Raw genomic sequence first — 19729 nt, 5'->3', positions numbered from 1 at the left:
CAGTGACCGGCAACCAACTCGGCGTGCTCGTACGGCGCGTCGACCCCGACGTGCCGCTGCCCTCGTACGCGCACCCCGGTGACGCCGGAGCCGATCTGCGGACCACCGAGGCGTGCGAACTCGCGCCCGGAGAGCGGGTCGTTCTGCCCACTGGTGTGTCTGTCGCCCTGCCGGAGGGGTACGCGGCCTTCGTGCACCCCAGATCCGGTCTCGCAGCACGCTGCGGCGTGGCTCTGGTGAATGCCCCGGGGACGGTGGATGCCGGGTACCGTGGGGAGATCAAGGTAATCGTGGTGAATCTCGACCCGCGCGACAGTGTGCGGTTCGAGCGCTTCGACCGGATTGCCCAACTGGTGGTCCAGCAGGTCGAGAGGGTTCGCTTCCAGGAGGTCGCGGAGCTTCCCGATTCGGTGCGGGCCGAGGGGGGCTTCGGGTCCACCGGCGGGCATGCCGCCGTGGGTGACCCGACCGTGGCCGGCGACGGCACGGACGGTCAAAAGGGTGGGAATCGATACGCTTCGGTCGTATCCGACCGGGAAGGACAGTGACGTGTTCGGACGTCGTAACAAGAACGGCGCCGCCGAGGATGCGGCCGGCGAGACCGAGCAGGTCGTCGACAGCGTCGACACGGACGAAGAGGGCGCGGAGCGCGTCCGGCTCGAGCCCGAGCCCCGTCCCGACGGTCCCTGGGACGACTCCGAGGTCCGCGAGCCCGGCGAGGGCCGGGTCGACCTGGGCGGAGTCTTCGTCCCCGGTGTAGAGGGCATGGAGCTGCGCGTGGAGGTCGCGGGCGACGCGATCGTCGCGGCGACCGTGGTCCTCCAGGACAGCGCGATCCAGCTGCAGGCCTTCGCCGCCCCCAAGAAGGAGGGCATCTGGGGCGAGGTCCGCGAGGAGATCGCCACCGGCATCACCCAGCAGGGTGGTGTGATCGACGAGGTCGAGGGCCCGCTCGGCTGGGAGCTGCGCGCCCAGGTGCCGGTGCAGCTGCCGGACGGCACGGGCGGTTTCCAGGTCGTGCGGTTCATCGGCGTGGACGGCCCGCGCTGGTTCCTGCGCGGCGTGATCTCGGGCCAGGGCGCCGTGCAGCCGCAGGCGGCCGGCCTCCTGGAGCAGATCTTCCGTGACACCGTCGTGGTGCGCGGCGAGGGCCCGATGGCCCCGCGCGACCCGATCGTCCTCAAGCTCCCCGACGACGCGCAGATGGTCGCCGAGGCCCAGGGCGACAGCCAGGAGCCCTCGCGCTTCTCCGGCGGCATGGGCCAGCTGGCCCGCGGCCCGGAGATCACCGAGGTCCGCTGAGGCGCTCACACCGACGTACGAGGCCGGGGCCGCGCATCCTGAGGGGTGCGCGGCCCCGGCCTCGCGTGTCTCGGGGGCATCAGGGTTGCGTCAAGGCCACCCGCCCGGCCGCCGTCCGTCCCATTTGCGTAGGTCCCTGGCCGTAGGCTCGACGCTGCGTGGAGCATTCACGGGAAGACAATGAGGCCATGGGACGCGGGAAGCTTCGGATCTACCTCGGTTCGGCGCCGGGCGTCGGCAAGACGTACGCGATGCTGTCGGAGGCGCACCGCCGTGTGGAGCGGGGCACGGACTGCGTGGTGGCGTTCGTCGAGCACCACGACCGGCCGCGTACCGAGGTGATGCTGCACGGCCTGGAGCGGGTGCCGCGCCGGGAGCTGGCGTACCGGGGAACCGTCTTCCACGAGATGGACGTGGACGCCGTGCTGCGCCGCGCCCCCGCTGTCGCCCTCGTCGACGAGCTGGCCCACACGAACGTGCCGGGCTCGCGCAACGCCAAGCGCTGGCAGGACGTCGAGGAACTGCTTGGTGCGGGCATCGACGTCATATCGACCGTCAACATCCAGCATCTTGAGTCACTCGGCGATGTGGTTGATTCGATCACGGGTGTACGTCAACGGGAGACGGTCCCCGACGAAGTCGTCCGCCGTGCCGACCAGATCGAACTCGTCGACATGTCGCCCCAGGCGCTGCGCCGCCGCATGGCCCACGGCAACATCTACAAGCCCGACAAGGTCGACGCGGCGCTCTCCAACTACTTCCGCCCCGGAAACCTCACCGCGCTGCGGGAGTTGGCTCTCCTGTGGGTCGCCGACCGCGCCGACGAGTACCTCCAGGAGTACCGGGGCGAGCACAACATCCGCTCCACCTGGCAGGCCCGCGAGCGCATCGTCGTCGGCCTGACCGGGGGACCCGAGGGCCGTACGTTGATCAGGCGCGCGGCGCGGCTCGCCGAGAAGGGCGCGGGCGGCGAGGTGCTCGCCGTGTACATCGCCCGCAGCGACGGCCTCACCGCCGCCTCGCCCAAGGAACTCGCCGTGCAGCGCACCCTGGTCGAGGACCTGGGCGGCACGTTCCACCACGTCATCGGCGACGACATCCCCGCCGCCCTTCTGGAGTTCGCCCGCGGCGTCAACGCCACCCAGATCGTCCTCGGCTCCTCGCGGCGCAAGACCTGGCAGTACATGTTCGGCCCCGGCGTCGGCGCGACCGTCGCCCGCGAGTCCGGACCCGACCTCGACGTCCACATCGTCACGCACGACGAGGTCGCCAAGGGGCGCGGACTGCCCGTCGCCCGCGGCGCCCGGCTCGGCCGCTCCCGGATCGTCTGGGGCTGGCTGACCGGCATCGGCGGCCCCGCACTGCTCGCGCTGATCCTCACGCACGCCCACAGCGACCTCGGCCTCGCCAACGACATGCTGCTGTTCCTGTCGCTGACGGTCGCCGCCGCCCTGGTCGGCGGACTGCTCCCCGCGCTTGCCTCGGCCGCCTTCGGCTCGCTGCTGCTCAACTACTTCTTCACGCCGCCCCTGCACCTGTGGACCGTCGCCGACCCCCGCAACATCGTCGCCATCGTCATCTTCGTAGGGGTCGCGGTGTCCGTGGCCTCCGTCGTGGACATCGCGGCGCGGCGCACCCACCAGGCCGCCCGGCTGCGCGCCGAGTCCGAGATCCTCTCCTTCCTGGCGGGCAGCGTGCTGCGCGGCGACACCAGCCTGGAGGCGCTGCTCGAACGCGTACGCGAGACGTTCGCGATGGAGTCCGTGGCGCTCCTGGAGCGGGAGGGCGACACCGCGCCGTGGACCTGCGCGGCGAGCGTCGGCCAGCAGTCCCTCGGGCGGCCCGAGGACGCGGACGTCGACATGCCGGTCGGCGACCACATGGCGCTCGCCCTGACCGGGCGCGTGCTGCCCGCGGAGGACCGGCGCGTGCTCGCCGCCTTCGCCGCGCAGGCCGCCGTCGTGCTCGACCGCCAGCGGCTGCAGTCCGAGGCCGACCAGGCCCGCACGCTCGCCGAGGGCAACCGGATCCGCACGGCCCTGCTGGCCGCCGTCTCGCACGATCTGCGCACCCCGCTGGCGAGCATCAAGGCGTCGGTGTCGTCCCTGCGCTCCGAGGACGTCGACTGGTCGCCCGAGGACCAGGCGGAACTGCTCGCCGGGATCGAGGAGGGGTCCGACCGGCTCGACCACCTCGTCGGGAACCTGCTCGACATGTCGCGCCTCCAGACCGGCACCGTCACCCCGCTCATCCGCGAGATCGACCTCGACGAGGTCGTGCCGATGGCGCTGGTCGGCGTGCCGGACCCGGACCTCAGCGTCGACCTGGACGTACCCGAGACGCTGCCCATGGTCAGCGTCGACAAGGGGCTTTTGGAGCGGGCCGTCGCCAACGTCGTCGAGAACGCGGTCAAGTACAGCCCGCCCGACCAGCCCGTCCTCGTCTCCGCGAGCGCGCTCGGCGACCGCGTCGAGCTGCGCGTGGTGGACCGCGGGCCAGGCGTCCCGGACGAGGCCAAGGACCGGATTTTCGCCCCCTTCCAGCGCTACGGTGACGCTCCGCGCGGCGCCGGTGTGGGCCTCGGGCTCGCCGTGGCGCGCGGCTTCACGGAGGCCATGGGAGGCACGCTCGGCGCGGAGGACACTCCAGGAGGGGGGCTCACCATGGTCCTGACCCTGCGGGCCGCGTCCCGCCCCACCCCGGACCCGGCCCCGGAGGCCGAACACACAGCCGTACAGGCAGCCGAACAAACGGCAGCACAGACAGCCGCACAGACCGCCGTACAGGCAGCTGGACCCCAGAGAGGCAGGCACGCATGACCCGGGTGCTCGTGGTCGACGACGAGCCGCAGATCGTGCGCGCCCTCGTCATCAACCTGAAGGCGCGCAAGTACGAGGTGGACGCCGCCACGGACGGTGCGCAGGCGCTGCAGCTCGCCGCCGCCCGCCACCCCGACGTGATCGTCCTCGACCTGGGGCTGCCCGACATGGACGGCGTCGAGGTGATCAGAGGGCTGCGCGGCTGGACCCGCGTACCGATCCTCGTGCTGTCGGCGCGGCATTCGTCCGACGAGAAGGTCGAGGCACTGGACGCGGGCGCCGACGACTACGTGACCAAGCCCTTCGGCATGGACGAGCTGCTCGCCCGGCTGCGGGCGGCCGTGCGGCGGGCCGAACCCACCGGCGGGACCGAGGACGAGGGGATCGTCGAGACCTCCGACTTCACGGTCGACATGGCCGCGAAGAAGGTCAACAGGGGCGGGCACGACGTGCGGCTGACCCCGACCGAATGGCACCTGCTGGAGGTCCTGGTGCGCAACACGGGCCGCCTGGTCAGCCAGAAGCAGCTGCTGCAAGAGGTGTGGGGGCCCTCGTACGGGACGGAGACCAACTATCTGCGGGTGTACATGGCACAGCTGCGCCGCAAGTTGGAGACCGACCCCTCGCACCCCCGGCACTTCGTCACGGAGCCCGGAATGGGGTACAGATTCGAGCGGTGAGAGCGTGCCGAAGCGGGGTACACCAGCCGGTACGACCGTGTCACAGGGCCCAGGTACGCTTCCAGTATGAGTGCTGTTCCTCGCTCCGACAGGGCGTCCGAGAAGCCGGCGGGCCGGTTCCGGCGCATGCTCGATCGGCTGTCCAGTTCCCAGGAGGACCTGGAGTCGGAGGAGCTGCGTGAGGACTCGGAGACCACCGGCTGTACACGCATCGGCGACTGTACGGACCGACAAATGGTCACCGTTACTGGTACGTTGCGCACGGTAACCCTGCGACCACGCGCCGGAGTTCCCGCGCTGGAGGCCGAGCTGTTCGACGGCTCGGCAGCCGTGGACGTGGTGTGGCTCGGCAGGCGCTCGATCGTCGGGATCGAGCCGGGGCGCAAGCTCATAGCTTCGGGGCGGATCTCGATGAGTCGGGGCCGTAGGGTGCTGTTCAATCCGAAGTACGAACTCAGACCGCTCGGACGGGAGTAGCCGGTGACGTCCCTCGACAAGCCGACCGACCGCGAACCCACAGGCCAGGACGGCGGCCAGGACGGCACGGACAAGGCCGTGACCGAGGCCGCGCTCTTCGAGGCCTTCGGCGGCGTGCGGGGCATGGTGGAGACCGTCCTGCCGGGCCTGCTCTTCGTGAGCATCTTCACGGTGAACAAGGACCTGCACATGTCGGCCATCGCGGCCCTCGCGGTGTCCCTGGTCATGGTCGCCGTGCGCCTCGTCATGAAGGACACCGTCAAGCACGCCTTCAGTGGCGTCTTCGGCGTCGCCTTCGGTGTCGTCTTCGCGATGATGACCGGCAGTGCCAAGGCGTTCTATCTGCCGGGCATGCTCTACACGTTGGGGCTCGCGCTCGCCTACATCGTCACGACGCTGTGCGGGGTGCCCCTGATCGGCCTGATCCTCGGGCCCGTGTTCAAGGAGAACCTGTCCTGGCGCACGCGCAACCCCGGCCGCAAGAAGGCGTACGCGAAGGCGAGTTGGGCCTGGGGCCTGATCCTTCTGGCCAAGTGCGCGATTCTGTTCCCGATGTACTTCTGGGCGGACACGGACTCGGCCAACACCCAATTCGGCTGGGTGCTCGTCGCGTTGAAGATTCCGCCGTTCCTGCTGGCCGTGTGGCTCACCTGGGTCTTCCTCGCGAAGGCGCCCGCGCCCATCGACGTGTTCGCGGAGATGGAGGCGGCCGAGCGCGAGAAGGAGGCCGACCGCGAGAAGGCCGAGGCCGCCCGCGCCGACAGCGGGGGCGCGCGGCACCGCCGCGAGGTCTGATCCTCCTGGAGAACGCGTAGAAAAAGGGTGTGGCCCCGAGCACCGCTCGGGGCCACACCCTTTCGTTCTGTCCCGCTTACGCGTCCTCGCGCCGCACCGACAGCAGATCCTCCAGCTGCTCCTCGCGCGCCTGCGCGGCGACGAACAGCAGCTCGTCGCCCGCCTCCAGCGAGTCCTCCGCGCTGGGGGCCAGGACGCGGGTGCCGCGGATGATCGTCACGAGGGACGTGTCCTGCGGCCACTGGACGTCGCCGACCCGGGTGCCGGCCAAGGCCGACTCCTCCGGGAGCGTCAGCTCCACCAGGTTCGCGTCGCCGTGGCTGAAGCGGAGCAGGCGGACGAGATCGCCCACGCTGACCGCCTCCTCGACGAGCGCCGACATGAGGCGCGGCGTCGAGACGGCGACGTCCACACCCCACGACTCGTTGAACAGCCACTCGTTCTTCGGATTGTTGACGCGGGCGACGACCCGCGGGACCCCGTACTCGGTCTTCGCGAGCAGCGAGACGACCAGGTTGACCTTGTCGTCGCCGGTGGCCGCGATGACCACGTTGCAGCGCTGCAGCGCCGCCTCGTCCAGGGAGGTGATCTCGCAGGCGTCGGCGAGCAGCCACTCCGCCTGCGGGACGCGCTCGACCGAGATGGCCGTCGGCGCCTTGTCCACGAGGAGCACCTCGTGGCCGTTCTCCAGGAGCTCGCCCGCGATCGAGCGACCGACCGCCCCGGCTCCGGCAATGGCGACCCTCATCAGTGACCGCCTTCCTCAGGGCCCTCGGCGAACGCCGCCTCGACCTTCTCGACGTCGTCCGTGCGCATCATCACGTGCACCAGGTCGCCCTCCTGCAGCACCGTCTGCGACGTCGGCAGGATCGCCTCGCCGAGCCGGGTCAGGAACGCGACGCGCACGCCCGTCTCCTCCTGGAGGCGGCTGATCTTCTGGCCGATCCAGGACTCCGACGCGTGCACCTCGGCGAGCTGGACGCCCCCGGTGGGGTCGCGCCACAGCGGCTCGGCGCCGGACGGCAGCAGACGCCGCAGCATCTGGTCGGCGGTCCAGCGGACCGTGGCGACCGTCGGGATGCCGAGGCGCTGGTAGACCTCCGCGCGGCGGGGGTCGTAGATGCGCGCCGCCACGTTCTCGATGCCGAACATCTCGCGCGCCACGCGCGCGGCGATGATGTTCGAGTTGTCACCGCTGGAGACGGCGGCGAAGGCGCCCGCCTCCTCGATGCCGGCCTCGCGCAGGGTGTCCTGGTCGAAACCGACTCCGGTGACGCGACGGCCGCCGAAACCCGAACCCAGGCGACGGAACGCCGTCGGGTCCTGATCGACCACGGCGACCGTGTGGCCCTGCTGCTCCAGGGTCTGGGCGAGTTGGGACCCTACTCGGCCACAGCCCATGATCACGATATGCACGGCCCTACCCCGCACTCCTCATAGGCCTTTTGACCTGCGTAAACGTCCTGCTCATGTCTCTCTCTCGCAGCTCGGTCCAGCCGGTGCGGCTCGATCCTGGGCACGGTGCGGGCAGCTATGCGGCTCGCGCTGTGGACCACCGTATCGGCTCTGTAAGGGAACTCGTCCTCCGCGTAGGCGGCGAGATCGCCGGAGGCGTGGCACAGAGCACGAAGCTGAATGGGGGTGGTGGGTGGGCGGCCCCCCGTTCGAACGCTTACGATCCTCTGCGTGTCCAAACTGACCGACGTGCCCAAACGGATCTTGATCGGGCGCGCACTGCGCAGTGATCGGCTGGGCGAAACGCTCCTGCCGAAGCGCATCGCACTCCCCGTTTTCGCCTCCGACCCGCTGTCCTCCGTGGCGTATGCGCCCGGCGAGGTCCTGCTGGTCCTCTCCATCGCGGGCGTGTCGGCGTACCACTTCAGCCCCTGGATCGCGCTCGCGGTCGTCGTGCTGATGTTCACGGTCGTCGCCTCGTACCGCCAGAACGTCCACGCCTATCCCAGCGGCGGCGGCGACTACGAGGTGGCGAACACCAACCTCGGCCCGAAGGCGGGGCTCACCGTCGCGAGCGCGCTGCTCGTCGACTACGTCCTCACCGTGGCCGTGTCGATCTCCTCCGGCATCGAGAACCTGGGCTCCGCGATCCCGTTCGTGGTCGAGCACAAGGTGCTCTGCGCGGTCGTCGTCATCGTCCTGCTCACCTTGATGAACCTGCGCGGTGTGAAGGAGTCGGGGAAGCTCTTCGCCATCCCCACGTACGTCTTCGTGGCCGGCGTCTTCATCATGATCGCCTGGGGTGCGTTCCGCGGGCTCGTCCTCGGCGACACCATGCACGCGCCCACCGCCGGCTTCCACATCAAGGCCGAGCACCAGGGAATCGCGGGCATCGCGCTCGTCTTCCTGCTGCTGCGCGCCTTCTCCTCCGGCTGTGCGGCGCTCACCGGCGTCGAGGCGATCTCCAACGGTGTCCCGGCGTTCCGCAAGCCCAAGTCGAAGAACGCGGCGAGCACGCTCGCCCTGATGGGCGGCCTCGCCGTCACCATGTTCTGCGGCATCATCGGGCTCGCCCTCGTCACCGATGTGCGGATGGCCGAGAACCCGGCGAAGGACCTGATCCACAACGGTGCGGCCGTCGGCTCCGGCTTCGTGCAGGACCCGGTGATCTCGCAGGTCGCCGAGGCCGTCTTCGGCGGCGGCAGCTTCATGTTCCTGATCCTCGCGGCCGCCACCGCCCTCGTCCTCTTCCTCGCGGCCAACACGGCGTACAACGGCTTCCCGCTGCTCGGCTCGATCCTCGCCCAGGACCGCTACCTGCCGCGCCAGCTGCACACCCGCGGCGACCGCCTCGCGTTCTCCAACGGCATCGTGCTGCTCGCGGGCGCGGCGGCCCTCCTGGTCGTCATCTACGGGGCCGACTCGACGCGCCTGATCCAGCTCTACATCGTGGGCGTGTTCGTGTCGTTCACGCTCAGCCAGATCGGCATGGTGCGGCACTGGAACCGGCACCTGGCCACCGAGCGGGAGCCCGCCAAGCGCCGCCACATGATCCGCTCCCGCGCGATCAACACGTTCGGCGCGTTCCTCACCGGCCTGGTCCTCGTGGTCGTCCTCCTCACGAAGTTCACGCACGGCGCCTGGGTCGCGCTGCTCGGCATGTGCATCTTCTTCGTGACGATGACCGTGATCCGCAAGCACTACGACCGGGTCGCCGAGGAGATCGCCGCCCCGGAGGTCCCGACGGACGACAGCGTGCGCCCCTCGCGCGTGCACTCCATCGTCCTCGTGTCGAAGATCCACCGCCCGACGCTGCGTGCGCTGGCGTACGCGAAGCTGATGCGCACGGACACCCTTGAAGCGCTCAGCGTCAATGTTGATCCGGCCGAGACGAAGACGTTGAGGGACGAGTGGGAGCGTCGAGGCATTGACGTGCCGCTAAAGGTTCTTGACTCCCCGTACCGGGAAATCACCCGGCCGATCATCGAGTACGTCAAGAACCTCCGCAAGGAGTCCCCGCGCGACGCGGTCAGCGTGATCATCCCCGAGTACGTCGTGGGCCACTGGTACGAGCACCTGCTGCACAACCAGAGCGCACTGCGCCTGAAGGGCCGACTGCTCTTCACGCCCGGCATCATGGTCACCTCCGTGCCGTACCAGCTGGAGTCCTCCGAGGCCGCGAAGAAGCGGGCCCGCAGGCGGTCCGAGTGGAACGCGCCGGGCGCCGTGCGCCGCGGCCCGGTCGAGAAGCGCCCGAAGGAGCCCAGCTCCAAGTAGGCGCAAGCGTGCCCTGGTGAGCGGCCGGGCGACAGCCACGTAAACTGGACGGCTGTTGTCCGGCCGCTCTGCTGCGGCCGCGACGCGGACGAACTTCCCCCTTACGTACTGGAGCCCCCGCCATGCAGGCAGAACCGACGAAGTCACTGGTGGGGGAGGAGTACGAGGTCGAGGTCGGCCCCGTCGCGCACGGCGGTCACTGCATCGCGCGCACCGCGGAGGGCCAGGTCCTCTTCGTCCGGCACACGCTGCCCGGCGAGCGGGTCGTGGCGCGGGTGACCGACGGCGAGGAGGGCGCGCGGTTCCTGCGGGCCGACGCCGTGGAGGTCCTGGAGGCGTCCAAGGACCGCGTCGAGGCGCCCTGCCCGTACGCGGGCCCCGGCCGCTGCGGCGGCTGCGACTGGCAGCACGCGAAGCCCGGCGCCCAGCGCCGCCTTAAGGGCGAGGTCATCGCCGAGCAGCTGAAGCGCCTCGCGGGCCTCACTCCCGAGGAGGCCGGCTGGGACGGCACGGTCATGCCGGCCGAGGGCGACAAGCTCCCGGCGGGCGAGGTCCCGCAGTGGCGCACGCGCGTCCAGTACGCCGTCGACGCCGACGGCAACGCGGGGCTGCGCCGCCACCGCTCGCACGAGGTCGAGCCGATCGAGCACTGCATGATCGCTGCCGAGGGCGTCTCCGAGCTGGGCATCGAGCAGCGCGACTGGTCCGGCATGGAGTCCATCGAGGCGATCGCGGCGAGCGGCTCGCAGGACCGCCAGGTGATCCTCACGCCCAAGCCGGGCGCGCGCCTGCCGATCGTCGAGCTGGACAAGCCGGTCTCCGTGATGCGGGTCGGCGAGAAGGACGGCGGCGTGCACCGCGTCCACGGCCGCCCCTTCGTGCGCGAGCGCGCCGACGACCGGACGTACCGCGTCGGCAGCGGCGGCTTCTGGCAGGTCCACCCGAAGGCGGCGGACACCCTGATGCGCGCCGTCATGCAGGGCCTGCTGCCCCGCAAGGGCGACATGGCGCTCGACCTGTACTGCGGTGTCGGCCTGTTCGCGGGCGCGCTCGCCGACCGGGTCGGCGACAAGGGCGCGGTCCTCGGCATCGAGTCCGGCAAGCGCGCCGTCGAGGACGCCCGGCACAACCTGGACTCCTTCGACCGGGTCCGCATCGAGCAGGGCAAGGTCGAGTCGGTCCTGCCGCGCACCGGCATCTCCGAGGTCGACCTCGTCGTCCTGGACCCGCCGCGCGCGGGCGCCGGCAAGCAGACGGTCTCCCACCTCACGACCCTCGGCGCCCGCCGCATCGCCTACGTCGCGTGCGACCCGGCGGCGCTGGCCCGGGACCTGGGGTACTTCCGGGAGGGCGGGTACCGGGTGCGGACGCTGCGGGCGTTCGACCTGTTCCCGATGACGCACCACGTGGAGTGCGTGGCGATTCTGGAGCCGGCGACGAAGGGGTCCTGACCTGGGTTCCGGCTCGAAGGGCGTGACTCCACCGGTGAAAGGCGCCGGATAGGGTTCGGGCCATGGCATCTCGCAGCACTCAGATCCTCGAAGCCGCAGCCCGGGTGATCGCCCGGCGCGGGGTCCGTGGTCTGCGCGTGGAGGAACTGGCCGAAGAGGCGGGCGTTTCCACCGCGCTGATCTACTACCACTTCAAGGACCGCACCGGAGTCCTGCGCAAGACGCTGGAGTTCATCAGCGACCGGGCCGAGCGTTACACGACCCATGCCGATCCCGACGGGGAACCGCTCGGCCCGCGGGAGGAACTGGAACAGACGCTGCTGCGGGAGCTCCAGGACACGACCGAGGTCAGGGAGAACAGCAGCGCCTGGGGCGAGTTGCGCGCCAGCGCGGTCTTCGACGAAGTCCTGCGTGAAGACCTCGCGAGAGCCACCCTGGTGTGGGTCCAGGACGTGGCGGCACTGCTGGGGCAGGTCCGGCCCATGGCCTCGGCGGCGTCCCTCGCGACTGCCGCCGAGCGGCTCACCGCCCTTCTGGAGGGGCTGAGTATGCGCTGGCTCAGCGGCATGCTCCAGATCGCCCACGCGCGGACCTTGATGAGCGAGGCCGTCGAAGCCGAGGTCGAACGACTGGGCCGCTGACGGCGCGCACCACCGCGAGTCAGTCGACCGGCTTGCCGGGTTCGTCGTGCGTCGAGCAGTGGATGCCGCCGCCACCGGAGGCGATGGCGTCGATCCGCACCTGCACGATGTCGCGCTTCGGGAAGTGCTCCTGCACGATGCTCCGGGCGCGCTTGTCGGCCTTGCGGTCCCCGAACTTGGGCAGGAACACCGAGTCGTTGGCGACGTAGAAGTTGGCGTACGTCGACACGAAGTCGTCGCCCTCGCCGGTGATCTCGTAGAGGTCGGGCTGCGGCAGATCGATGATCTCGAAAGGCCGGCCCTTCGCGTCGGTCGCCTTGCTGAGCACGGCCCTCGCCTGGTCGGACGAGCGCGACCAGGAGTCCGGGGGCGTGTCGGGGTGCGCCGTGTCCAGGAGCACCACGCCGGGCGCGGTGAACCGGACAAGGCTGTCCACGTGCGCGTCGGTGATGTCCTGGCCGCGCACGCCGGCCAGCCAGATCACCTTCTCGATGCCCAGCGTCCGCTTGATCTCGGCCTCGATCCGGTCCCGGCTCTTTCCGGGGTTGCGGTTGTCGTTGACGATCGAGCTCTCGGTGATGAGGAGGGTGCCCTCGCCGTCGGTCTCGAAGGAGCCGCCCTCGGCGACCAGGGGAGCCTTCCGGCGCGGGATGTCGTACCGCGCCAGGAGCGTGGCGCCCACACGGGCGTCGTTGGTGTGCACCTGCTTGTTGCCCCAGCCGCTGAAGTTGAGGTCGACGCCGGTGACCTTGCCGTCGTCCTCCACGAACACCGGCACGGTGTCGCGGGCCCACAGGTCGTCGACCTCCAGCGGGATGACCTCGACGTCGCGCCCGCACGCCTTCTGGGCTGCCTTCTGCTGGCCGGGCCGGGCCATCATCACCACGTACTCGTACTCCGCGACCGCACGGGCGACGCGGGCGATGTCCTCGCGTACGTAGGGGAGGTCCTCCCCCCATACGGACTCCAGCGCGGGCCACGACATGAAGGTACGTGCGTGGCTCTCCCACTCGGCACCCATACGAAGTCCCGTGCTCGTGGCGCCCGCCGCCTTGTCGCCGGGGCCGCAGGCCGAGGCGCCGAGGGCGACGGCACCGATTCCGGTGAGCGTGCGCAGGGCCGTGCGGCGGGTGGGGAGAGGAGGAGACACGGGGAGCTCCGTTGATCGCGGTGGGGGGCGAGGTATCCATCGTCGCTTCCTCGACTCTGGCACAGACTGAAAATTCAGTCAAAGAGGTGGTGTGGTTGGCGAAACCACGGGTGGATGGGCGACGCCCAGTCGCCGGTCGACTCACTTTCACGCTTTATGCAGCTTTATGTCCCGGTCTTAGAGTGGCCAGGCTGACTGAAATTTCAGTTAACAGTCGCCCGTCCCGCCCCGCTTGCCGGCGTGAAGAAGTTGACGAGGTTGCCGTCCGGGTCGCGGAAGAGCAGGGAGCGGTTGCCCCAGGGCATCGTGGTGGGGCCGTTGACGAAGTCCGTCACGTGGTCGGCCAGGTCCCGGTGGACGCGGTCGACGTCGGCCACGCGGAACTCGATGATCACGCTGTGGTTCGCCGCGGGACGGGCCGAGCCCGGGGCGAAGAGCGGCACCGTGCGGGTGCCGGCGATCGCGAGTGTGCCGTGGGATGTCCGGAGTTCGGCGAAGTCCTCGGTGGCCCACGCCGCCTTCACGCCGGTGGCCCGCTCGTAGAACGCGACCAGGCGTGCGACGTCACCGGTGATGATGCGGATCGAGACGAAGTCCATGGGGTCTCCCTGAGCTGTGGGTGGGGTCGGGTGCTTCGCAGGCTAGGAGCAATAGCGGACAGAATCGGTCCGGTATACGCGCTAACCTGCGAGCATGTCCCGACCCACCGGCCGCGTGCTCACCCTCCTGGAGCTGTTGCAGTCCGGCGGCACCCGCACCGTCGCCGAACTCGCCGACCGGCTCGGCGTCGACGGGCGCACCGTGCGGCGGTACGTCGACCACCTGATCGACCTCGACGTTCCCGTGGAGTCGGTGCGCGGCCGCTACGGCGGGTACCGGCTCGGTCCCGGACACCGGCTGCCGCCGCTCATGCTCGGCGACGACGAGGCGCTGGCCGTGCTGCTCGGCCTGATCGCCGGTCGCCGGTCTGGGCTGACGGCGGCGGGGGACACCGCGAGCGAGACGGCCGCGGCGAAGATCCGGCGGGTACTGCCCAAGCCGCTCGCCCGGCGGCTCGACGCGCTCCTGGACTCGCTCGCCTTCACCGACGGCACCCCGGAATCCCCCGCCCCGGACGCAGGCGTCCTGCTCACGCTCGCCGACGCGGTGCGCCACCGCAGGCCCGTCTCCGTCCGCTACGTCGACGGCCAGGGGCGGCGCAGCGAGCGCACGCTGCACGCGTACGGGATCGTCGCCCACGCGAGCCGCTGGTACGTCGCCGGGCACGACGCCGGGATCGGCGAGGACCGGACCTTCCGGCTCGACCGCATCGCGGACGCGCGCGCCCTGACCGGCACGTTCGAGGCGCCCGATGGGCCCGAACCGGCGGAGCGCGTGCTGTCGGCGCTCGCCACGGCCGCGTACCGCTACGAGGTCACTCTGCGGATCCACGGCACCGTCGAGCAGATCCGCGCCCGCCTTCCCGCGAGCGTCGCGGTCCTCGACGAGCCAGGTCCCGCGGAGTCCGAGAGCTGGCGGCGCGTCGAGCTACGGGCCGAGCGGCTCGACTGGCTGCCGCCCGTACTCGCCTCGCTCGACCGGCCGTTCGTCGTCGAGCGGCCCGCCGAACTCCGTGACCTCGTCGGCGAGTTCGCCGGGCGTCTCGCCTCGTACGCCCGTCGGACCTGACGTCACCCTCGCGGCGGCGCCGTCGACCCCCGAGGGGTCAGGGACGGGGTCGGGGCCGGGCCCGGCGTGGCCGGGGTGCCCGCGATGATGTCGAAGAGGACGCGGGCGACCCTCGCCCCGAAGCTGTGCACGTCGTGGCTCATCGCGGAGAGCGTGGGGTGGGTGAGGCGGCAGAGCTGCGAGTCGTCCCACGCCAGCAGCGAGAGGTCGTCGGGCACCGCGACGCCCATCTCGGCGGCGACCCCGAGCCCGGCCACCGCCATGATGTCGTTGTCGTAGACGATCGCGGTCGGCCGGTCGGGGCGGAGCAGGAGCGAGCGGGTGGCCCTGGCCCCCTCCTCGTCCGCGAAGCCGGTGTTGAGGTGCAGGCTCGGGTCGAGGCCGAGCCCGCGCAGCGTCGACTGGAACGCCTCCTCGCGGATCGCGCTGTGCCCGAGGTCCGCGGGGCCGCCGACGCGGGCGATCCTGTGGTGGCCGAGCGCCGCGAGATAGCGCACGGCCTCCGTCATCGCGGTGGCGTCGTCCGTCCACACGGAGGGCAGGCCGCCCGTGAGGTCCGGGTGGCCGACCGCGACGGCCGGAAGACCGAGCCGGGAGAGCGGTTCCACGCGCGGGTCGTCCTGGTGGAAGTCCACCAGCACGCTGCCGCCGACCTGCCGTTCGCGCCACCACGTCTGTTGCAGCGCGATCTCCTCCTCCAGCGTGCTGACCAGGCGCAGCAGCAGCGAGCAGGAGTGCTCGGCCAGGACGCTCTCGATGCCGGAGATGAACTCCATGTAGAAGGGTTCCAGGCCGAGCAGCCGCGCCGGACGGCACAGCGCGAGGCCGATCGTGTCCGTGGTGCGCCGGGAGAGGCTGCGCGCCGACGCGTTCGGCGCCCAGCCCAACTCCCGTGCGGCGGCGAAGATCCGCTCGCGGGTCGCCTCGGAGAGCCCCGGCTTCTGGTTGAAGGCGATCGACACCGCGCCCTTGGACACCCCGGCCGCCGCCGCGACGTCCTTGATGGTGACGTTCCTGATCGGGGCGCTCACGCCGGTTCCACGCAGAAGAGGGCGGCGCGGACGGTGTTGGCTCCCGCCCCGCCCGCGCCGGTCAGGCGGATCCGGGCCCGCTCGCCGGGCAGCAGCGTGATCAGGCCCCGGTCCGCGCGCGCGTGCGGAGCGACCCGGTCGGGCTGGAGCAGCAGGTCGCGTACGAGGGTCTGGGCGGTCACCACGACGTCGACTGTATCCGGGTCCCCGCCGACGGTCTCGACCACGACCGTGAAGCGCGGCTCGGGGTAGCCGAACTCCCGGTCCCGTACGGGGAAGTGGAGAGCGCGCGAGCCGTCCGCGTCCGCCACCAGGAACTCCTTCGCCGAGCCGGCCGCGGGCACGAGCTCGCGCGGCACCGGCACCCGCACCACCTCGCGTGCCCCCGCAGTCGCCTCCAGGCGGGTCTGTCCGGCCACCGTCCCGTCGGCGCGCATCAGGCGCAGTGTGACGGTGGTGGACCAGGGGGCGGCGCCCAGGTTGGAGAGGACCAGCTCCGGTACGGCACCGTCGCCACCACCGGCCGGTTGCAGCGTCAGCAGCCGGTCCGCGTACAGTCGGCGCAGTTCGTGGTGGAGCGGCTTGAGGCGGCCGTCGCCGTCGACCGCGGACCAGGAGCTGACCGGCCAGCAGTCGTTGAGCTGCCACACGATCGTGCCCGCGCAGCGCGGCCAGTTGGCCCGCCAGTGCTCGATGCCGGTGGCGACGGCGCGGGCCTGCACGACCTGCGTGAGGTAGTGCCAGCGGTCGAAGTCGCCGTCGGGCGAGGCGAAATGACGCTCCAGGCCGCGCTGGAGCTTCCCGTTCCCGTCCTCCGCCTTCTGGTGGTGCAGCATGCCGGGGGAGTCGGGGGCGAGCCGCTCGCCGGGAAGAGCGCGCCGCAGCGTGGCCAGAGCGGGCGGCGCCTGCCAGCCGAACTCGGAGACGAAGCGCGGGACGTCGGTCCGGTAGTCGGTGTAGTCGCGCCGGTTCCAGGCCTCCCACTGGTGGTACGTGCCGTGGGCGGGGTCGTTGGGGTGGTGGTCCCAGGAGCCGGACCAGGGGCTGCCCGCGGTGTACGCGCGCGTGGGGTCCAACTCGGCCACCACGCGCGGCAGTACGCCCAGGTAGTAGCCCTCGCCCCAGGAGTCTCCCGCGAGCGCGTCCTCCCAGCCCCAGTCGCGAAAGCCCCACAGGTTCTCGTTGTTGCCGTTCCACAGGACGAGGCTGGGGTGCGGCATCAGGCGCACCACGTTCTCCCGCGCCTCCGCCTCCACCTCGCCGCGCAGCGGCTGCTCCTCCGGGTAGGCGGAGCAGGCGAAGGGGAAGTCCTGCCAGACCATGAGGCCCAGCTCGTCGCACGCGTCGTAGAAGGCGTCGTCCTCGTAGATGCCGCCGCCCCAGACGCGTACGAGGTCGATGTTGGCCTCGGCGGCCTGCGTGAGGCGGGTGCGGTAGCGCTCGGGGGTGAGGCGGGAGGGCAGGGCGTCGTCGGGGATCCAGTTGACGCCGCGCACGAAGATCCGTACGCCGTTCACGACGAAGGTGAAGCCGGTGCCGTGGTCGTCGGCGCTCTGGTCGACCTCGACGGTGCGGAAGCCCACGCGGCGGCGCCAGACGTCCAGTTCCTGCGACGAGGCGCCGTCCAGGAGCGTCAACTCCACGTCGTACAGCGGCTGTTCGCCGTACCCGCGCGGCCACCACAGGTGTACGTCGGGGATGTCCAGGACGAGTGCGGCCGTGTCGCCGTCGAAGGTGGTGTGCGCTTCCACGCCTGCCACCGAGGCGCGCGCCGTCAGCGGTCGTCCGGCGCCCCTCTCGGTGCGCTCGACCTCAACGCGCAGCTCCACGCGCCCTGTTGTACCGGACACCGTCACCAGGGGGCGGACCTGTGCGAGGCGCGCCGCCGACCAGCGTTCGAGGCGCACCGGCCGCCACACGCCCGCCGTCACCACCGTGGGGCCCCAGTCCCAGCCGAAGGCGCAGGCCATCTTGCGGATGTACTGGGAAGGCGCCGGATAGACGTTGGGCCGCTCGCCCGTCAACGCCCGTACCGCGTCCGCCTCTTCGTAGGCGGACGCGAACTCGACCCGCAGCTCGCCGGAGCGTCCGGTGACGTCGTAGCGGTAGGAGCGGTGCATATTGCGGGTGCGGCCGAGCGGCTGTCCGTCGAGAGTGATGCGGGCCGCCGTGTCGAGGCCGTCGAACACCAAGTCGGCTCGCTCGTAGGGGCCTTGAGTCGCGTCCAGGATGCGGGTGTAGGTCCAGGAGCGCCGGCCCACCCAGTCGACCTCGTGCTCGTTCGTGCCGATGTACGGGTCCGGGATCAGGCCCGCGGCCAGCAGATCGGTGTGGACACAGCCGGGGACACGGGCGGGGACCTCGGTCCCGTCGTGGTCGAGGCTCCAGCCCTCGCCGAGCTGGACGGCGTCCTTCATAGTGCGACTCCAATCGGACATGCGGCGGCCCGAGTTCGGGATCCGCGCCAACCTAACTCCGGATTTGTGAACCGGTCTAGTCCCCTTCCACCACCACCTATCAAACAGATTGAACTCAGCCTGGAGCAAAGGGCTTTACCGGTTCACGGATCGCTGCCATAGTGCCGTCAGCCCGCTGGGCCGGAGCCGTCAACCCTCAAAGGGAACCCTCGAAGGAGTGGGGCACATGAGGAAGAAGCCGAGCAAGCCATTGGTCGTCGCACTGCTCGCCACCGCGATGCTCGCCGCCGCGGGATGCAGCGGAGGGAGCGCGGGAACGGGTGGGGAGGCGAAGGCGCCGACCGACCCCAAGGACGTGTCGGGCACCATCACCGTCCTGACCCACCGCACCGACCTCGTGCAGAGCGGCGCGATGAAGAAGTACGCCGCCGAGTTCAACAGGACGTACCCGAAGGTGAAGGTCAAGTTCGAGGGCATCACCGACTACGAGGGCGAAGTCAAGATCCGCATGAACACCGAGAACTACGGTGACGTGCTGATGATCCCCGGCGTCATCGCCAAGAACGACTACCCCAAGTTCTTCGCCCCGCTCGGCGGCACCTCGGAGCTGAAGAAGAAGTACCGGTTCACCGACAAGACCGACGTCGGCGGCAAGACGTACGGCGTCGCCAGCTTCGGCACCGTCAACGGCGTCCTCTACAACAAGGCCGTGTGGAAGAAGGCCGGCGTCACCGAATGGCCCACCACACCGCAGGAGTTCCTCGCCGACCTCAAGGCGGTCAAGGGGAAGACCGACTCGGTGCCGTACTACACCAACTTCAAGGACGGCTGGCCGCTCAGCAGCCCCTGGTCCAACTCCGTCGGCTCCGTCAGCTGCGACGCCCTGGCCAACGACAAGCTCGCCACCGACAAGCGCCCGTGGGCGGAGGGCAGCGACCTCGACGTCATCGACACGCTGCTCCACGACATCGTCCACGACAAGTACGCCGAGCAGGACCCCACCACCACGAACTGGGAGAACTCCAAGAACCTGCTGGCCAAGGGCAAGATATCGAGCATGCTGCTCGGCTCCTGGGCCATCACGCAGATGCAGGACGCCGCGAAGAAGGCCGGCGAGAACCCGGACGACATCGGGTTCATGCCGTTCCCCGTACAAAAGGACGGGCGGTTCTGCGCCACCCTGCTCTCCGACTACCAGCAGGCCGTGAACATCCACTCCGGGCACAAGGCCGCCGCCCGCGCCTGGATCGACTGGTTCACCGAGAAGTCCGGCTACGCCGCCAAGGAGGGCGCCGTCTCCGCCCTGCGCGCCGCGCCGATGCCGGCCACCCTGAAGCCCTACGAGGACAACGATGTCAAGTACATCGAGCGCTCGGAGGCGAAGACCGGGCAGGTCAACGCCGTCGACAACGCGTCCGAGGTCGGGCTCGGCAAGCCGGACTACCGGCAGAAGCTCGTCGACATCGCGCGGGGTGCGCAGAAGGGGTCGTTGGAGGGGTACTTCGCGGAGCTGGACGAGCGGTGGGGTGACGCGGCTGCTGGTGCGGGTGGGTGAGTCGTGGTTTT

17 protein-coding genes are annotated in these 19729 nt (G+C 70.5%); 11 read left to right on the top strand and 6 right to left on the bottom strand.

Annotated features, from left to right (window positions below; all coding sequences use genetic code 11):
* The first annotated feature begins 2 nt into the window (after positions 1-2).
* From dut to ACY34M_RS12295, 6 genes are all read left to right on the top strand, one after another.
* A complete protein-coding gene (dut, locus tag ACY34M_RS12320; RefSeq protein ID WP_462718575.1) occupies positions 3-548 on the top strand; it encodes a dUTP diphosphatase in 546 nt (181 codons plus the stop codon).
* A gap of 1 nt (position 549) precedes the next feature.
* Positions 550-1302: a DUF3710 domain-containing protein gene (locus ACY34M_RS12315; RefSeq protein WP_462718467.1), complete on the top strand. Its 753-nt coding sequence runs from the start codon at positions 550-552 to the stop codon at positions 1300-1302.
* Between the two features lie 188 nt (positions 1303-1490).
* The gene (locus ACY34M_RS12310; RefSeq protein ID WP_462718466.1) at positions 1491-4121 is read left to right on the top strand and encodes an ATP-binding protein; all 2631 of its coding nucleotides are present in this window, start codon (positions 1491-1493) and stop codon (positions 4119-4121) included.
* Entirely contained in the window at positions 4118-4801 is a 684-nt protein-coding gene (locus ACY34M_RS12305) for a response regulator (protein WP_462718465.1), read from the top strand. Before ACY34M_RS12310 ends, ACY34M_RS12305 begins: the two co-directional genes overlap by 4 nt.
* A 66-nt stretch (positions 4802-4867) precedes the next feature.
* Positions 4868-5278 (top strand): OB-fold nucleic acid binding domain-containing protein, encoded by a 411-nt coding sequence (locus tag ACY34M_RS12300; RefSeq protein WP_385765766.1) that lies wholly within the window; start codon positions 4868-4870, stop codon positions 5276-5278.
* A 3-nt stretch (positions 5279-5281) separates the two neighbouring features.
* The gene (locus ACY34M_RS12295; RefSeq protein WP_462718464.1) at positions 5282-6073 is read left to right on the top strand and encodes a DUF3159 domain-containing protein; all 792 of its coding nucleotides are present in this window, start codon (positions 5282-5284) and stop codon (positions 6071-6073) included.
* Between the two features lie 76 nt (positions 6074-6149).
* On the opposite strand, the gene ACY34M_RS12290 is transcribed toward ACY34M_RS12295, so the two are convergent.
* Together ACY34M_RS12290 and ACY34M_RS12285 are read right to left on the bottom strand one after the other, a co-directional pair.
* On the bottom strand, positions 6150-6821 hold the full coding sequence (locus tag ACY34M_RS12290) for a potassium channel family protein (protein ID WP_266715002.1): 672 nt from the start codon (positions 6819-6821) through the stop codon (positions 6150-6152).
* Complete coding sequence (locus tag ACY34M_RS12285; RefSeq protein WP_306318136.1) at positions 6821-7489, bottom strand: potassium channel family protein; 669 nt, start codon at positions 7487-7489, stop codon at positions 6821-6823. Before ACY34M_RS12285 ends, ACY34M_RS12290 begins: the two co-directional genes overlap by 1 nt.
* A gap of 270 nt (positions 7490-7759) precedes the next feature.
* Between ACY34M_RS12285 and ACY34M_RS12280 the strand changes: the two genes are divergently transcribed.
* The 3 genes from ACY34M_RS12280 to ACY34M_RS12270 all read left to right on the top strand — a co-directional run bounded on the left by ACY34M_RS12280 (position 7760) and on the right by ACY34M_RS12270 (position 11897).
* Positions 7760-9805, top strand: a complete 2046-nt coding sequence (locus ACY34M_RS12280; RefSeq protein WP_462718463.1) for an APC family permease — start codon at positions 7760-7762, stop codon at positions 9803-9805.
* A 122-nt stretch (positions 9806-9927) separates the two neighbouring features.
* Positions 9928-11256: a class I SAM-dependent RNA methyltransferase gene (locus ACY34M_RS12275; RefSeq protein ID WP_462718462.1), complete on the top strand. Its 1329-nt coding sequence runs from the start codon at positions 9928-9930 to the stop codon at positions 11254-11256.
* Positions 11257-11318: 62 nt separating this feature from the next.
* Entirely contained in the window at positions 11319-11897 is a 579-nt protein-coding gene (locus ACY34M_RS12270; RefSeq protein WP_462718461.1) for a TetR/AcrR family transcriptional regulator, read from the top strand.
* 19 nt (positions 11898-11916) lie between these two features.
* Here ACY34M_RS12270 and ACY34M_RS12265 read toward each other — a convergent pair whose 3' ends face one another.
* Both ACY34M_RS12265 and ACY34M_RS12260 read right to left on the bottom strand, forming a co-directional pair.
* Positions 11917-13047 (bottom strand): agmatine deiminase family protein, encoded by a 1131-nt coding sequence (locus ACY34M_RS12265; RefSeq protein WP_462718460.1) that lies wholly within the window; start codon positions 13045-13047, stop codon positions 11917-11919.
* Positions 13048-13250: 203 nt separating this feature from the next.
* Entirely contained in the window at positions 13251-13646 is a 396-nt protein-coding gene (locus tag ACY34M_RS12260) for a VOC family protein (protein ID WP_462718459.1), read from the bottom strand.
* A gap of 94 nt (positions 13647-13740) precedes the next feature.
* On the opposite strand from ACY34M_RS12260, the gene ACY34M_RS12255 reads away from it, so the two are divergent.
* Positions 13741-14715, top strand: a complete 975-nt coding sequence (locus tag ACY34M_RS12255; RefSeq protein WP_462718458.1) for a helix-turn-helix transcriptional regulator — start codon at positions 13741-13743, stop codon at positions 14713-14715.
* Between the two features lie 2 nt (positions 14716-14717).
* Here the strand turns inward: ACY34M_RS12255 and ACY34M_RS12250 are convergent, their stop codons facing one another.
* Both ACY34M_RS12250 and ACY34M_RS12245 read right to left on the bottom strand, forming a co-directional pair.
* A complete protein-coding gene (locus ACY34M_RS12250; RefSeq protein ID WP_462718457.1) occupies positions 14718-15746 on the bottom strand; it encodes a LacI family DNA-binding transcriptional regulator in 1029 nt (342 codons plus the stop codon).
* Positions 15743-18163 (bottom strand): glycoside hydrolase family 2 protein, encoded by a 2421-nt coding sequence (locus tag ACY34M_RS12245; protein ID WP_462718456.1) that lies wholly within the window; start codon positions 18161-18163, stop codon positions 15743-15745. The genes ACY34M_RS12250 and ACY34M_RS12245 overlap by 4 nt, the downstream gene beginning before the upstream one ends.
* 226 nt (positions 18164-18389) lie before the next feature.
* Between ACY34M_RS12245 and ACY34M_RS12240 the strand changes: the two genes are divergently transcribed.
* Entirely contained in the window at positions 18390-19718 is a 1329-nt protein-coding gene (locus ACY34M_RS12240) for an ABC transporter substrate-binding protein (protein WP_462718455.1), read from the top strand.
* Positions 19719-19729: the final 11 nt, after the last annotated feature.

Source organism: Streptomyces sp. EDA2-14 (genome assembly GCF_054963755.1).
The sequence above is the reverse complement of the archived record's forward strand: the minus strand, read 5'-3'. Positions and strand labels throughout refer to the sequence as shown.

Bases quoted from the DNA above. Each gene is read 5' to 3' on its own strand.
- ACY34M_RS12245 (WP_462718456.1), bottom strand. From the start codon at position 18,163: ATGAAGGACGCCGTCCAGCTCGGCGAGGGCTGGAGCCTCGACCACGAC.
- ACY34M_RS12305 (WP_462718465.1), top strand. From the start codon at position 4,118: ATGACCCGGGTGCTCGTGGTCGACGACGAGCCGCAGATCGTGCGCGCC.
- ACY34M_RS12310 (WP_462718466.1), top strand. From the start codon at position 1,491: ATGGGACGCGGGAAGCTTCGGATCTACCTCGGTTCGGCGCCGGGCGTC.
- ACY34M_RS12270 (WP_462718461.1), top strand. From the start codon at position 11,319: ATGGCATCTCGCAGCACTCAGATCCTCGAAGCCGCAGCCCGGGTGATC.
- ACY34M_RS12300 (WP_385765766.1), top strand. From the start codon at position 4,868: ATGAGTGCTGTTCCTCGCTCCGACAGGGCGTCCGAGAAGCCGGCGGGC.
- ACY34M_RS12260 (WP_462718459.1), bottom strand. From the start codon at position 13,646: ATGGACTTCGTCTCGATCCGCATCATCACCGGTGACGTCGCACGCCTG.
- ACY34M_RS12255 (WP_462718458.1), top strand. From the start codon at position 13,741: ATGTCCCGACCCACCGGCCGCGTGCTCACCCTCCTGGAGCTGTTGCAG.
- ACY34M_RS12290 (WP_266715002.1), bottom strand. From the start codon at position 6,821: ATGAGGGTCGCCATTGCCGGAGCCGGGGCGGTCGGTCGCTCGATCGCG.
- ACY34M_RS12275 (WP_462718462.1), top strand. From the start codon at position 9,928: ATGCAGGCAGAACCGACGAAGTCACTGGTGGGGGAGGAGTACGAGGTC.
- ACY34M_RS12240 (WP_462718455.1), top strand. From the start codon at position 18,390: ATGAGGAAGAAGCCGAGCAAGCCATTGGTCGTCGCACTGCTCGCCACC.